Consider the following 13,293-nt stretch of genomic DNA (forward strand, 5'->3'; position numbering starts at 1 on the left):
TTCTACCTCGCCAATGTCAGGTCGACGAAGCCGTCGACGAACAGCGACAGCATGGTGCCGACGGCGAAATAGAAGATGATCATGCCGCCGGCGATGATGAAGGGCTGGGAGATGAAATAGATGGGGATCTGCGGGGTCAGCTTGTTGACGAAGCCGATCGTCAGATTGACGAGAATGGCATAGGCGACGAACGGGCTGCCGAGGCGGATGACCAGGAAGAAGGTGTCCGACACCGTGTCGGTGACATCGACAAGGGCTGCCTGCGGGTTGAAGAAGATGTTGACCGGCGCGACCGTGTAGGAGGAAACCAGCGCGCGTATTATTTCGTGGTCGAAATCGAAGACGAACAGCATCAAAAGCGCCGAGAACGAGATGATGGCGGCAAGGGCTGCCTGGGGTTCGGGCTCCTCGATCGCCGGTCCGCCGCTGCCGCCATAGCCCACCAGCATGGCGATGGCCGAGCCCATGAAGCGCAGGGCTTCCATGTAGAGCCTGGTCATGGCGCCGATCAGGCCGCCGACCAGAAGTTCCGAGATGATCATCGGCACCAGGATCTGGGGGCGCGGGTCGACGAAAGGAAAGATCTTGTCCCACAGGAAGGCGAGCAGGCCGCCGGTGGCGGCGACCGCCACGAACAGCCTGACCTGGACCGGGACGCGGGCGCTGGAGAGGCCCGGCATCAGCATGAAACAGGCGCCGATGCGGCAGAAAGCCAGGAACGCCGCGATGACGACGCCTTGCGACAGCACGCTCACGATATGGTTCCGAGCACCTTGATCTCGACGCCCTTGGCGATTTCAACATGGCTGAGCACCGGCAGCGTGGTGAACAGGCGCTCGATGATCATGCGCACATAGGGGCGGGCGTCGGGCGCGGTGACGAGGACGAAACGCTCGCCGGCTTCCAGATATTTCTTGATCGCCTTGGTCGCGTCCTGGCCGAACTCCTCGAGCTGGCGCGGGTCGATGTCGAATTCGCGCACCTCGCCCTTGGCGTCGCGCTTGAGGCTCTGGTGGAAGGCGAGGTCCCAGCGGTTGCCGAGGCGCAGCACCTTCAGCACGCCGCCCTCGGACAGGTCGCCGCAGATCTGCTGGGCCATGCGGATGCGGACATGCTCGACGATCTGCTCGGTGCGGCGCACATGCGGCGCGATCTCGGCGATCGCCTCGATGATCAGGTGCAGATTGCGGATCGAGACGCGTTCGGCCAGCAGCAGCTTCAGCACCGCCTGCAGGCCGGGATAGGAGATGTGCGTGGTGCAGATCTCGTCGGCGAGCTTGCGGTACTCCTGGTCCTGGCGTTCGAGCAGCGCCTTCATGTCCTTGTAGGACAGAAGCTGCGGCAGGTTGTTGCGGATGACCTCGGAGAGATGGGTGAGCAGCACCGACATGTTGTCGGCGAAGGTGTAGTTCTCGCGCTTCAGATCCTCGGCGAAGGCTTCGACCACGGAATAGGCGCGCATGCCGAAGGCCGGCTCGCGGATTTCCTCGCCCGGTATCTCGGGTATGTCGCGGTTGCCGAGCAGCACCATGATCTCGCCGACGCGCATCTGATACTCGGCCACCACGGTGCCGTGCACCTTGATCTGGTAGCTCTTCGGCGGGATGGCGAAATCGTCGGCGACGCGCACCTCCGGCACCACGAAGCCATATTGGGTGGCGAATTTCTTGCGCATCTTGCCCATGCGGAAAACCAGTTCCTGATGCGACGTCAGCAGCCTTGTCGACAGCTGCTTGCCTATCAAAAGCTCGATCTCGGCGGTGGCGAGCGAGGCCTTGACCGAGTTCTTCTCCTCCTCGACCTTAGTCGCCTTTTCCTGGTCCTTGATCGCCTCGGCTTCGGCGACGGCGCGGTTGGCGCGCATCGGGATGACGTAGCCGAGGCCGGCCATGCCGGCGGCCAGCGCAAAGAACGGGAACAGCGGCAGGCCGGGCATCAGGCCGAGCAGCACCAGCAGCGATGCCGCGACATAGAGGGCGCGCGGGTGGGCGCCGAGCTGGCCGAACACCGCCTGGTTGGTCGAGCCGCGCGTGCCGCCCTTGGAGACGAGCAGGCCGGCGGCGAGCGACACGATCAGGGCCGGGATCTGGGTGACGAGGCCGTCGCCGACCGACAGCTTGATGAACACGTCGGCGGCTTCGCCCATGCCCATACCGTGCCTGATGTAGCCGATGGCGATGCCGCCGACGATGTTGATGGCGGTGATGATGAGGCCGGCGATGGCATCGCCGCGCACGAACTTCGAGGCGCCGTCCATCGAGCCGAAGAAAGAAGATTCTTCTTCCAGTTCACGGCGGCGCAGCTGCGCTGTCTTGTCGTCGATCATGCCGGCCGACAGGTCGGCGTCGATCGACATCTGCTTGCCTGGGATGGCGTCGAGGGTGAAGCGGGCGCCGACTTCGGCGATACGGGTGGCGCCCTTGGTGATGACTATGAAGTTCACCACGATCAGGATCATGAAGACGATCAGGCCGATGACGAAGTCGCTGGCCATCACCAGCTTGGAGAAGCCGGCGATGACATAGCCGGCGGCATGCGTGCCCTCATTGCCATGCGACAGGATCATGCGCGTGGTGGCGATGTTGAGCGACAGCCGCAGCATGGTGGCGATGAGCAGCACGGTCGGGAACGACGAGAAATCGAGCGGCCGCTGGATCCACAGCGCCACCATCAGGATCAGCACCGAAAGCGCGATCGAGAAGGCGAGGCCGATGTCGATGAGAAAGGCCGGAATCGGCAGAAACAGGACGGCCAGGATGATGACGATGCCGATGGCGAAGAAGACGTCGCGGCCGTTCTTGGCCACCGCGCCGGGCTGAATGCTTTCGCTGATCGCCATATCGTCCTCAAACCCCGTAGACTGCCGAGCGCACGACAGCCCTGTGAGGGTAGTCCGCCAAGCTTGCGCGAGGGTGGGAGACTGGCTACTGCGCCTTGGTCCGCGTCTTCGAAAGGAAATCGCATGCTGCTGATCATTGGCACAATCCGCCTGCCGCCCGATAAGCTTGAGGAGGCAAAGCCTGCCATGCAGCGCATGGTTTCCGGCAGCCGCGCGGAACCCGGCTGCCTCGAATATTGTTACGCGCAGGATGTTTTCGATGCCGGGCTCATCCGGGTCACGGAAGTCTGGAGCGACAGGGCGGCGCTCGACGCGCATTTCGCCTCGCCGCACATTGCGGACTGGCGTGCGAGCTGGCCGGCGCTTGGCATAGGCGAGCGCAACCTCGTGCTCTATGAAGCCGGCGAGCCCATGCCGACCTGAACGGTCCATCGGCCGATCGATATCGCGCCCGCTGTGTGATGTCTGTCGGCATTGTGGTTGCCATGCCGTGCCGCCGGGCGTATCAGGCTGGCTTTCCACTGCCTTTCGATATCGGCGAGCCGCCCGGGTGCTTTCCAGAAACCACAGCGAAGTCTACGCCCGCCGGTTGCGCGCGGTGCTGGTCAGGTCGTTGCCTCTGCTCGAGGCACGCGGCATCGTGGTGGTCATCCTCGCAGGTGTCGTAGGCGTGATGGCTGGCATATTGGTCACGGCGATGAGCCAGATCGTGCAGGACCTGCACGGGCTGCTGTTCGGCGTTCAGCCAGGCGGCCGGCTTTCCGGCATGTTCTCGCTCGCCAATCCGATGCAGGCGCTGATACCGGCGATCGGCGGCATGCTGCTGGGGCTGACGGTGGTCTGGCTCAGGATACGGAAATTCCGCACGCCGATCGACCCGATCGAAGCCAATGCGCTCTATGGCGGGCGCATGTCGCTGACCGACACCTTCATCATCGCCGGCCAGACGATGATCTCCAGCGGTTTTGGCGCCTCGGTCGGGCTGGAAGCCGGCTATACGCAGGTTGGCTCCGGGCTGGCATCGCGGCTGGCGGGCATCTTCAGGCTGCGCCGCAACGATGTCCGCATCCTGGTCGGCTGTGGTGCGGCCGGCGCCATCGCCGCCGCCTTCGATGCACCGCTGACCGGCGCCTTCTACGGCTTCGAATTGGTCATCGGCATCTACTCTGTCGCCAATGTCGCACCGGTCTTGACAGCCGCGATCTGCGCCTCGCTGACCGCCGAAATGTTCGGCGGCGTGCCGTTTCCGCTCGAGCTTTCGGGCCTGCCTGCGCTCACCGCCAGCCAGTATGTGCCGTTCCTGCTGCTCGGCCTGCTCGGCGGTGCCGCCTCGATCGCCATCATGCATCTGGTGACGTTGATCGAACGTGGTTTTGCCAGACTGTCGATCGATGCGGCGCTGCGCCCCGTCATCGGTGGCGTCATCGTCGGGCTGCTGGGTCTTATCACCCCGCAAGTGCTGTCAAGCGGCCATGGCGCGCTGCATCGCGAATTCTCGATGAATTACGGGCTGGCCGTGGTGGCCAGCGTCTTCGTGCTCAAGCTGACGGCGTCGGCGGTGTCGCTGGGGTCGGGTTTTCGCGGCGGATTGTTCTTCGCCTCGCTGTTCCTCGGCGCGCTGCTCGGCAAGGCATTCGCGGATGTGATGATTGTCGTCTCGCCGGCAACCGGCATCGACCCTGCCGTTGCCGCCGTCGTCGGCATGACGTCGCTCGCAGTCGGTGTCGTCGGCGGTCCGCTGACGATGACCTTCCTGGCGCTGGAATCGACCCGCGACCTGACGCTGACCGGCGTTGTGCTGGCCGCCTCGATCATGTCGGCGATCCTGGTGCGCGAAACCTTCGGTTACTCGTTCTCGACATGGCGCTTCCATCTGCGCGGCGAGACCATCCGCAGCGCCCACGATGTCGGCTGGATGCGCAGCCTCACAGTCGGTTCGATGATGCGCAAGGACATCAAGACCATCTATGCCTCGACGACGCTGGCAGCCTTCCGCAAGCAAGTGCCGCTCGGCTCTGCCCAGCGCGTCATCGCCGTCGACGCGGGCGACCACTATGTCGGCGTGCTTATCGTAGCCGAACTGCACAGCGATCCTTCCGGCGGCGAGGTCCCGGTGCGCGATCTTGCCAAATACAAGGACGCGGTGCTGGTGCCGAGCATGAACGTGCAGGCCGCCGCGGAAACATTCCAGCGGGCGGGCGCCGAAGAACTCGCTGTCGTCGAGGATTTCACCGACCACATCGTGCTGGGGCTGTTGACCGAAGGCCATTTGATGCGGCGCTATGCCGAGGAGCTCGACAAGGCGCGCCGGGACCTGTCGGGCGAGGGGTGACGGGAGGGCCAAGCGGGGTGCCTGCGACAGGGGGCGCGGTTGCGGAGCCCTAATGCTCGATCGGTCCCTTGGCCATCACCAGGGCCGTGCCGGCGGTGGTCGGGCGCTCGATCATGCGTCGCACCCGCGGCGGTTCGTCGCCGCTGTGCAGGGCCCGCACGCGTTCGCCGATGACAGCGTCGGCATGGGTGATGCGTCCATTGTGCCTGATATATTCGATCCAGGTCGGCGTGTGATAATGCTCGATCCATACGGTGGGATTCTCGAGATCGCGCGCCAGCGTCCAGTTGCGGGCGCCGTCACGACGGCGGATGCGGCCGCGTTCGGCCATGATGGCGAGGAACTCCGGTTCGTCCTCGTGCCGGATCACATACTCGATCATGATGGCGATGGGACCACTGCGCGGCTTCAGGTCAAGCGCAAGGTGCGGTTCCTTGAAGCGATTGAGCGGGTCGAGGTTGAGCACCTGCTGTTGCGGCAGCGGGAGCAAAAGACCGATGGCGCCGCCGGCCAGCATGGCGACGCTGGCTGCGATCAGCGCGGTTTCGGCGCCGTGCGCATCGGCGACGACACCCCAGATCCAGCTGCCGAGCGCGATGCCGCCGAAAGTCGCGGTCTGGTAGACCGACAGCACCCGGCCGACCACCCAGCGCGGCGTCGCCATCTGCACCGTGACGTTGAAATGCGAAAGCGCGATCACCCAGCAGGCGCCGCCGACAAGCAGGCCGAGCGACGTCTGCCAGGCATGCTGGCTGACGGCGGCATTGAATGCGCAGACAGCGAAGCCGGCAAAAGCACAGCGCACCATCGTCTCGCTGGACAGCAACTGCCGCAGCCTGACGCTGATCAAGGCGCCGCCGACCGCGCCGATGCCGAAGGCGCCGAGCATGATGCCATAGGTCAGCGCATCGCCCTTGACGACATCGCGCGCCACCAGGGGCAGCAACGCAAGCACAGCGCCTGCACTGAAGCCGAACGCAGCACCTCTGACCAGCACCTTGCCGATGTTAGGCGACATGGCGACATAGCGCAGGCCGGCGCCCATGGCGGCCCCCAGCGACTCGCGCGGCAAGGTCGACATGGGCACGTCCGGCTTCCAGCGCGCCAGCACGACGATCAGGCCGATATAGCTCACCGCGTTCGCCGCGAAGGCGGCCGCCGCACCGGCCGCGGCGACAATGATGCCGCCGATCGCCGGACCGACGCTGCGCGTCAGGTTAAAGCCCATCGAATTGAGGGCGACGGCCGCCGGCACCTTGTTGCGGGGTACGATATCGCCGACGGAGGCTTGCCATGACGGGCTGTTGAGCGCGGTGCCGCTGTCGATCAGGAAGGTGAAGGCAAGCAGCGTCCATGGAGTGATCAGGCCGGAATAAGTGAACACGGTCAGGAGCACCGACACCACCAGCATGAAGGTCTGGGCGACCAGCATCACCTTGCGCCGGTCGAAACTGTCGGCGATGGCGCCGGCTACGAGTGCAAACAGCATGATCGGCAAGGTGGTCGAAGCCTGGACCAGGGCCACCTGATAGGGCGACGTGGCGATCGTGGTCATCATCCAGGCGGCGCCGACACCCTGGATCAAGCCACCGAAATTCGAGACGAGACTTGCGCCCCATACGGCGCGGAAAATGCCGTGACGGAAGGGCGCCAGCGCCGAGACGCTCTCGCTGTCCGGCTTTTCGTCAATCATTTGGGGTTCCTGCCATGTCGTGCCTGCTCGTCAGACAATCCGTTTGCGCAGACCGTTTGCCGAAAGTAGGGCAGGGCGCCGAAAAGGGCAAAAAAGCTCATGGTCCAACAATGGGATAGAGGCGGTCCAGGCCTTGTCTGCAGTGGGTCCGGAGGTGCCGCTGGGATCAGTGGCGTCTGTCTTCAGACAAGGGCGAACGGCATGGCGCGCGGGCACACCTTCCTGGAACAGGTTCAGAACCCGTTCTGGATGCGCTCGAAGATGACGTTGGTGAAGGCCGATATCTGGCTGCCGATGAAGGGGCCGGTCAGCGCCACCACCAGCATGATGGCGACGATTTTCGGCACGAAGGTCAAGGTGATCTCCTGCACCTGCGTCAGCGCCTGGATGAGGGCGATGCCGATGCCGACCACCATGGCGACCAGCACCACCGGAGCCGACGCGACGAGCACCGTCCACACCGCATACTGGACGATGTCGAGAGCGTCGGCCTCATTCATGGGACTGGCTCTCTGCCGAAAGCGTCAGCTTGCTGCCTTGACCGAAACTCCCGGACCGACCGCGACTTCGGTGCCGTTCTGCAGCACGGCGATGAGACCGTTGCTGGCGAGGCGCACCGAAGCCACGGTGCCCGTCGTCAGGCCGTCGGCGGAGGTTATCGAGCGCCCGATCAGTGCGTCGGCCTGCGACAGCGCCGAGGACTGCATGATCTGATTGAGCTTGGTGTTGGTCTGCACCGATTGCTCGACCTGAGAGAAGGTGGCGAGCTGGGCGACATATTGCGTCGAATCCATCGGCTTGGTTGGATCCTGGTTCTTCATCTCGGCGATCAGAAGCTTCAGGAACGACTGGTAGTCGACCGCTGTCTTCGAGGTCGACGCCGTGGCCTGATTGGCGCCGGTCGGAATCGTCGTCGTCATGTCCACGTTCATCAGTATCGTGCTCCCACAGCCAACGGGCGCTCGGCACCCGAAACATCGTCATTACCACCCAGCGCGCGGCGTTCGAGCGGATAAAGCGCGCGGATCGCCTTCAGCGCCTCGTAGATATGATCCTCGCCGACCATGCGGTCGATCTGTTTCAGCGCGCTGCAGATCTGGGTGTCCTCGAAGCTTGCCAGAAGCAGCGGCAGCGAACGGCGGAACATGTCGCGTGCGGCGGCGGCGCCGGCCGGGTTCATCAGCATGACCTGCAGGATGAAATAAAGCTGCTTGAGCGGCGTCGAGGCATCGTCGGCCTGAATCACGTGGCTTTCGAGCAGGAACTGGACGTCGTTCATCAATTCGACGGTGACCTTGCGGTCGACCCGGATGACGGCGCCGTTGATGTAGATCTTTTCGTTCGGCTTCAGCGATATCTTCAGCGTGTTGGTCATTGAATGCCGTCCCTGATGATCTGGGACACCTCGATCAACCCTTCGAAATTGTTGGTGCGGCCCTGACGGATGTCCTCCGCCTCGCGCAGCAGCCACAAGCCGATGGAAATGAGGTTGGCGCGCAGTTCCTTGGGCAGGGCGTTGTCGCTGGAGCCAAGATCCTCGACGAAGGCGGTCCAGACGCGGTTGGTGAAGTGAAGCGCCTCGATCGCCTCCATCGAATCGTGGCCGGCCGCTGCTGCCGCCGCCAGCATGTCGATCGAGCGGGTCAGAAGCTCCCGCTCGCGGTCCTTCGCGTCGGCAACGGAGTTGCTCTGGATGTCGGCGTAGGAGAATTGGTACATCGTTGGGGCTCTACCGTTCCGTTAAGCGTTGTCAGGTCAGGTAATTCAACAGGCTGAGCTGCTGCAGGCGTGCGGTCAACGCGAAAGACGTTTCGATGTGCTGTGTCAGGTCCGCGACCCGTGTCGCGGCTGCCGCCGGATCGACGGCTTCCAGATCGAGAATGTGCCGTTCGAAAAGGTCGACCTGCGTTTTCATCCGATCGTTGGCATCGGAAACCCGCTTCTGGACGATGCCGGTCTCGGATTGAAGCTGGCCAATGCCGCTCAGCGCTTCGCCAACCAATGTGGTCGAGCGGCTGACAACCGTATTCTTCGCCGCCTGGCTGATGTTGCTGGACATCAGGCTGCTGACCATGGCTGCCGCCATGGCGAGTTTCTGAATGCCATCGCTGTTGGCGCTGGTCGAAGTCGGTGTGGTTTCGTTGAGTGCGATGCGGCTGACGATCTGCTGGTCGGTGGCGTTCGACCAGTTGCCTTGCCAACCCGCGCCCGTGAACTGCGGCACGACATCATTGGTGATGAAATCGTCCATCTGGGCAGCCGTGATGTTGGCCGCTGCCGGGTCGTCCTGGGTGAAACCGAAATTGGTGAGGAAAGCGGTATCGAATGCAGCCTTGGCAGGAGAGCCGGCAGCGGTGAAATCGTTGATCGGCTTGACGTCTGTGTTGGTGCCGGCAAACAGATATTCACCATTGACGCTGGTGTTGAGGATCGAGGTCAGCTGCTGGATGGTCGCCTTGCCGGAGTCCCGGGTGAGGCTGTTGGACGAGTCGCTCGAGGAAGCGGTGGTCAGGGCGGACAGAAAGGTCTGCGCGGCGGTGGAGAGCTGTCCAAGCGAGGTCTGCGTCGAGGAAAGCCGGGCGCCGACAAGGCCGTTGGAATCGATGATGACGTTGAGCCGGTCAAGATCGCGCTGGAAGGTGACGGCCTGGGTGGTGCGCCCACCGAGAGCCAGGCCGACGTCGGCGACCCGGCCCGTCGAGGATTCTTTGGTGGCTTTGACGAGTTCGGCCTGCATGCGCATCTGCTGGGAGCGCATGGCATTGGAGATTGCGGCCGAGGAGACTGAAGTCATGGAATTATCCCACCGCGTTGAGCAAGGCCGTCAACATGTCGTCGACGGTTTTCATCATCCGGGCTGATGCCTGGTAGGTGTGTTCGAGGTCGAGCAGCAGCGACATTTCCTGGTCGACATTGACCCCGGTCGCGTTGGACAGCGCCTCGGCGCTGCGCGATGCCAGTGCTTCCTTGGCGTCGGAGGCGGTCGAAGCCTGCTGGCGCACGCTCTCGAACCAACCGATCGAACTGGCGGCGTAGTCGGATACGCTGGAGGTTGCCGAAACGCCGGCGGCGGGGTCGAAAGTCATCGGCTGGTCGAGCCGGTCGCCATAGGCAACCAGAAGGTTGGAATAGGACGCGCCGCCGCCCGTGTTGGCGACATAGGCCGCACCGTTGGCACCGCCGTCGCGCAGCAGCGTCGGGTTGCCGCCGGTGCTCGGGTCCATCGCTGCATTGACGCTGATGGACGCGGCAAGGCCGGTGACCAGCGTGCCGGCGGCCGGCACGGCCGGCGCTCCCGACCAGGTGAACAGGCCGGCGGCATTGGCCATCGAGGGTGCGGTCTCGGCAAAAGCGGTGATCAGGCCACGCGCGGTCTCATCGAGCTGGCTCTGCATGGTCGAGGCGACGCCGTCGCGCAATTGCAGCAGGCCGGCAAGCGTGCCGCTGGCGCTGGTGTTGCCGCCGGCTCCCGCCGAGATCGGCACGTTGTCGATGTAAACGGCATTGCCGGCGGCACCCGCGGTATAGCCTGCCGACGCCGCGAAGGTGACCGTGCGCGGTATCGTCTCGAACAAAGTCGTGCCGTCACCGGTGGTGATGACCATGTCATTGTCGCCTCGCGTGAAGGTCGACACCGGGACATAGTTCGAAATCTTCTTCAAAAGCGCGTCGCGCTGGTCGAGCGCATCGGAAACGTCGGTGCCGGAACGGGTTCCGGACATGACGGCCGTGTTGGCATCCTGGAATTGGCCGAGCAGCGAGTTCAGGTCATCGACGGCCGTGGCGATCTGGCCGTCGGTCTGGGTGCGGAAATCCTGGACTGCCTTGGAGCCCTCATTGAGCGAGCGCACGACCTGCTTGGCGGCGTCGATGACCGAGGCGCCGAGGTTCTGGTTCGACGGCGAGGTGGCGTAGAGCTGCAGCGCCTGCTGCAGGTTGGCGATCGCGGTCGAGGGCGAGGACGCATTGTCGACGCCATTGACCGCAACGCCCAGCTGATCCATGCCGCTGTAGAGCGCGTTCTGCCCGCTCCAGGCCGACAGCGCGCCGAGATTCTGGCGAAACAAAAGCTCGTTGGCTGCGCGCTGGATATCGACCGAACGCGCGCCCGGCGCCGTGCTGGTGACGACGGCCTGACGCCGTGAATAGTCCGGGTTGGAGGCGTCGGCCACGTTGCGCGAGACAACGCTGGTCTGTCGCGCGGTGTTCATAAGCGCCGACTGGGCGATACTCAATGCGGTAGACAGTGACATGCGGGTCTTTCGCGGGCGACGCCCGTCTTATCTCTTCAGGTTGACAAGGACGTCCATCAGATCGGAACCGGTCTGGAAGACTTTCGAATTGGCGGTGTAGCTGCGCTGCGCCGCGATCATGTTGGTCAGCTCTTCGGCGATGTCGACGTTGGAATTCTCGAGCGCGCCGGAGATGATGGAGCCGAGCTTGCCTTCATTGGCAAAGCCGACACGAACCGCGCCGGACTCGGTGCCCTGCGAATAGACGTTGCCAGGCAGCGCGGTGAGCTGATCCGGGCTCTGTACGTCAGCCAGCGGGATCTTGTAGAGCGGCTTGGTGGAGCCGTCCTTGTACTGCGCGTAGATGGTGCCGTCCTTGCTGATCTGAACCTTGTCGATGGTGCTCGGCGCGTTGCCGTTGACCTGGGCGTCGGAAACCGTGAAGCCGGCGCCAAGCTGGGTCAGCGCAGACAGATCGAGCGAAAAGGCGGCGCCGTTGGGCACGGTGAGGGAGACGCTGTCGACGGCGCCGGTGAGCTTGCCAGTGGTGGCGTCGAACGTCAGGTTGGCCGAGCCCAGCGCGCCACCGGTATAGGGGAATGCTGTCCCGGCCGTGGCCTGAGACTGATCGAAGACCGAGACCTGCCAGGTGCCGGCGCCGGTGTTGGTGAAATAGACGTCGAGCAGCTTCTTGTTGCCGAGATTGTCGTAGGCAACCATGGAGGATTTTGAGGTGTACTGCGCGCCGACAGCATTGGTGGTGGGCAGATTGCCGGCGGCGATCGGGGTCGCGCCGGCCGGCAGGTTGCCGGCATAGCTGCCCTCAGTGCTCGGTGTTGCAGTCATTCCCTGGTCTGAGATGACAACCGGGACCAACCCCTCGAAGCCATTGACCGTCGCTGCCGGTACGCCGTTGTCGTAGCTGTACGCCATCAACTGGAAGCCGGCCGAGTTGACCAGTCTGCCTTGACCGTCGGGAACGAAAGCGCCGGCCCGGGTCAGGTAAGGGGTGCCGCTCGGATCCTGAACGACAAAGAAGCCATCGCCGCTGACGGCAAGGTCGGAAACCGAGGTCGTGTATTGAAGCACACCCGGATCGCTGACCGCCTGGCGGATCGTCGTGGTGACGCCGCCGGAATTGTAGGCACCGCCGGTCGACGGCATGACCAGCGTCGAGAATTCGGCGGAGGAGCGCTTGTAGCCGGTGGTGTCGGAATTGGCGATGTTGTCGGCCACCGTCGATAGGCGGTTTGCCTGGGCGTTCATGCCGGAAACGCCGGTCCGCATCATTCCGTAGAGGCTCATCGAAACGTCTCCGCTGTGTCCATGCTGCTGGCTACGAGGCTACGCATGTTTTCTTGCGCGAGGCTGGCGCGGCGCTGCATCAGAAGACGAGCCGGTAGCCGAGGAAACGCTTGGAATCGATCGGGTCGGTGCCCAGCTTCTCGCGCAGCTTCTTGCGCAGTTTGCTGATGTGGCTTTCCACCACGTTCTCTTCGACCTCTTCGTCGAAGATGCCGTAGATGGCGTTGAAAACCTGGGTCTTGGTGACGCGGCGCCCGCGATTGCTCGCCAGATATTCGAGGATGCGGCGCTCGCGGCGCGGCAGGGGGAGGGGCTGACCGTCGATCTCGGGGTCGCGGCCGTCCATGAAGATGCGCATGGCGCCGATCTCAGTATAGGCGACGTCTTCCTGGGCGCGGCGGCGGATGGCGGTGATGCGGGCCAGGATCTCGCGGATATGGACGGGCTTGCGAATGACGTCGTCGACGCCGCTCTCGAACAACCGCAGCGTGTTCTCCAGGGAATGCTGTTCGCTGAGCGCAATGACCGGAGCGCCGGTGCGGTCGCGGATCTGGCGGGGAGAGATGGAACCTTCGCGGCAGTCGCCGATGAGGAAGGCCCGGACCGAGCGCAGATCGGTGTCCGCGGCCGAGTTCACCCACTCACCGAATTCGCCGGACGCAAAGCCTGCACAGGCGATGCCCTCACGATCGAAAAGTGAATTGTATCCCTCTGTTACGAGCTCGCGCTCGTCAACGATCACAATCATCGGCCCCGCCTTCCGAATCAAATCATTTGCCCCGTGAAGAGAGGCGTATCCGCTGGCGGGAATCCTGAACAACCGTCATTTCTTGTAGCTAGTTTCTTGGGAGTCTGGAATCGTACCGGTTGCATTAGCGGGCGGCCAGATGTG

Annotated in this window: 13 protein-coding genes; 2 read left to right on the forward strand and 11 right to left on the reverse strand. The window is 63.7% G+C overall.

Going from position 1 to position 13,293, the window contains the following annotated elements; genetic code table 11:
• Window positions 1-2: 2 nt before the first annotated feature.
• Both fliR and flhA read right to left on the reverse strand, forming a co-directional pair.
• Window positions 3-755 (reverse strand): flagellar biosynthetic protein FliR, encoded by a 753-nt coding sequence (fliR, locus tag NKH06_RS18020; RefSeq protein WP_127290444.1) that lies wholly within the window; start codon window positions 753-755, stop codon window positions 3-5.
• Window positions 752-2,839, reverse strand: a complete 2,088-nt coding sequence (flhA, locus tag NKH06_RS18025; protein WP_127326668.1) for a flagellar biosynthesis protein FlhA — start codon at window positions 2,837-2,839, stop codon at window positions 752-754. Before flhA ends, fliR begins: the two co-directional genes overlap by 4 nt.
• A 123-nt stretch (window positions 2,840-2,962) precedes the next feature.
• Between flhA and NKH06_RS18030 the strand changes: the two genes are divergently transcribed.
• A complete protein-coding gene (locus NKH06_RS18030) occupies window positions 2,963-3,262 on the forward strand; it encodes a putative quinol monooxygenase (RefSeq protein WP_352794855.1) in 300 nt (99 codons plus the stop codon).
• 127 nt (window positions 3,263-3,389) lie between these two features.
• Window positions 3,390-5,171: a chloride channel protein gene (locus NKH06_RS18035; protein ID WP_352441893.1), complete on the forward strand. Its 1,782-nt coding sequence runs from the start codon at window positions 3,390-3,392 to the stop codon at window positions 5,169-5,171.
• Between the two features lie 49 nt (window positions 5,172-5,220).
• On the opposite strand, the gene NKH06_RS18040 is transcribed toward NKH06_RS18035, so the two are convergent.
• The 9 genes from NKH06_RS18040 to NKH06_RS18080 all read right to left on the reverse strand — a co-directional run bounded on the left by NKH06_RS18040 (window position 5,221) and on the right by NKH06_RS18080 (window position 13,149).
• On the reverse strand, window positions 5,221-6,864 hold the full coding sequence (locus NKH06_RS18040) for an MFS transporter (protein ID WP_128303092.1): 1,644 nt from the start codon (window positions 6,862-6,864) through the stop codon (window positions 5,221-5,223).
• Window positions 6,865-7,097: 233 nt separating this feature from the next.
• On the reverse strand, window positions 7,098-7,364 hold the full coding sequence (gene fliQ / locus NKH06_RS18045) for a flagellar biosynthesis protein FliQ (protein WP_013529773.1): 267 nt from the start codon (window positions 7,362-7,364) through the stop codon (window positions 7,098-7,100).
• Window positions 7,365-7,388: 24 nt separating this feature from the next.
• Complete coding sequence (gene flgD, locus NKH06_RS18050; protein WP_013529774.1) at window positions 7,389-7,796, reverse strand: flagellar hook assembly protein FlgD; 408 nt, start codon at window positions 7,794-7,796, stop codon at window positions 7,389-7,391.
• On the reverse strand, window positions 7,796-8,239 hold the full coding sequence (flbT, locus tag NKH06_RS18055) for a flagellar biosynthesis repressor FlbT (RefSeq protein WP_023810019.1): 444 nt from the start codon (window positions 8,237-8,239) through the stop codon (window positions 7,796-7,798). The genes flgD and flbT overlap by 1 nt, the downstream gene beginning before the upstream one ends.
• Entirely contained in the window at window positions 8,236-8,583 is a 348-nt protein-coding gene (gene flaF / locus NKH06_RS18060; protein WP_023810018.1) for a flagellar biosynthesis regulator FlaF, read from the reverse strand. The genes flbT and flaF overlap by 4 nt, the downstream gene beginning before the upstream one ends.
• 31 nt (window positions 8,584-8,614) lie before the next feature.
• Window positions 8,615-9,658, reverse strand: coding sequence for a flagellar hook-associated family protein (locus tag NKH06_RS18065; RefSeq protein ID WP_023810017.1), 1,044 nt, complete (start codon window positions 9,656-9,658; stop codon window positions 8,615-8,617).
• Between the two features lie 4 nt (window positions 9,659-9,662).
• Window positions 9,663-11,117: a flagellar hook-associated protein FlgK gene (gene flgK, locus NKH06_RS18070; RefSeq protein WP_352893607.1), complete on the reverse strand. Its 1,455-nt coding sequence runs from the start codon at window positions 11,115-11,117 to the stop codon at window positions 9,663-9,665.
• Between the two features lie 27 nt (window positions 11,118-11,144).
• Window positions 11,145-12,401: a flagellar hook protein FlgE gene (locus tag NKH06_RS18075; RefSeq protein ID WP_256745508.1), complete on the reverse strand. Its 1,257-nt coding sequence runs from the start codon at window positions 12,399-12,401 to the stop codon at window positions 11,145-11,147.
• Window positions 12,402-12,480: 79 nt separating this feature from the next.
• Window positions 12,481-13,149 (reverse strand): response regulator transcription factor, encoded by a 669-nt coding sequence (locus NKH06_RS18080; protein ID WP_013529780.1) that lies wholly within the window; start codon window positions 13,147-13,149, stop codon window positions 12,481-12,483.
• Between the last annotated feature and the right edge of the window lie 144 nt (window positions 13,150-13,293).

It is taken from the genome of Mesorhizobium sp. M1342 (assembly GCF_040317955.1).
GTDB lineage: Bacteria > Pseudomonadota > Alphaproteobacteria > Rhizobiales > Rhizobiaceae > Mesorhizobium.

Excerpts from the sequence above, each read along its gene's own strand:
- NKH06_RS18065 (WP_023810017.1), bottom strand. The coding sequence starts at position 9,658 with ATGACTTCAGTCTCCTCGGCCGCAATCTCCAATGCCATGCGCTCCCAG.
- NKH06_RS18030 (WP_352794855.1), top strand. The coding sequence starts at position 2,963 with ATGCTGCTGATCATTGGCACAATCCGCCTGCCGCCCGATAAGCTTGAG.
- fliQ (WP_013529773.1), bottom strand. The coding sequence starts at position 7,364 with ATGAATGAGGCCGACGCTCTCGACATCGTCCAGTATGCGGTGTGGACG.
- flaF (WP_023810018.1), bottom strand. The coding sequence starts at position 8,583 with ATGTACCAATTCTCCTACGCCGACATCCAGAGCAACTCCGTTGCCGAC.
- flhA (WP_127326668.1), bottom strand. The coding sequence starts at position 2,839 with ATGGCGATCAGCGAAAGCATTCAGCCCGGCGCGGTGGCCAAGAACGGC.
- NKH06_RS18080 (WP_013529780.1), bottom strand. The coding sequence starts at position 13,149 with ATGATTGTGATCGTTGACGAGCGCGAGCTCGTAACAGAGGGATACAAT.
- NKH06_RS18040 (WP_128303092.1), bottom strand. The coding sequence starts at position 6,864 with ATGATTGACGAAAAGCCGGACAGCGAGAGCGTCTCGGCGCTGGCGCCC.
- NKH06_RS18075 (WP_256745508.1), bottom strand. The coding sequence starts at position 12,401 with ATGAGCCTCTACGGAATGATGCGGACCGGCGTTTCCGGCATGAACGCC.
- flbT (WP_023810019.1), bottom strand. The coding sequence starts at position 8,239 with ATGACCAACACGCTGAAGATATCGCTGAAGCCGAACGAAAAGATCTAC.
- flgD (WP_013529774.1), bottom strand. The coding sequence starts at position 7,796 with ATGAACGTGGACATGACGACGACGATTCCGACCGGCGCCAATCAGGCC.
- flgK (WP_352893607.1), bottom strand. The coding sequence starts at position 11,117 with ATGTCACTGTCTACCGCATTGAGTATCGCCCAGTCGGCGCTTATGAAC.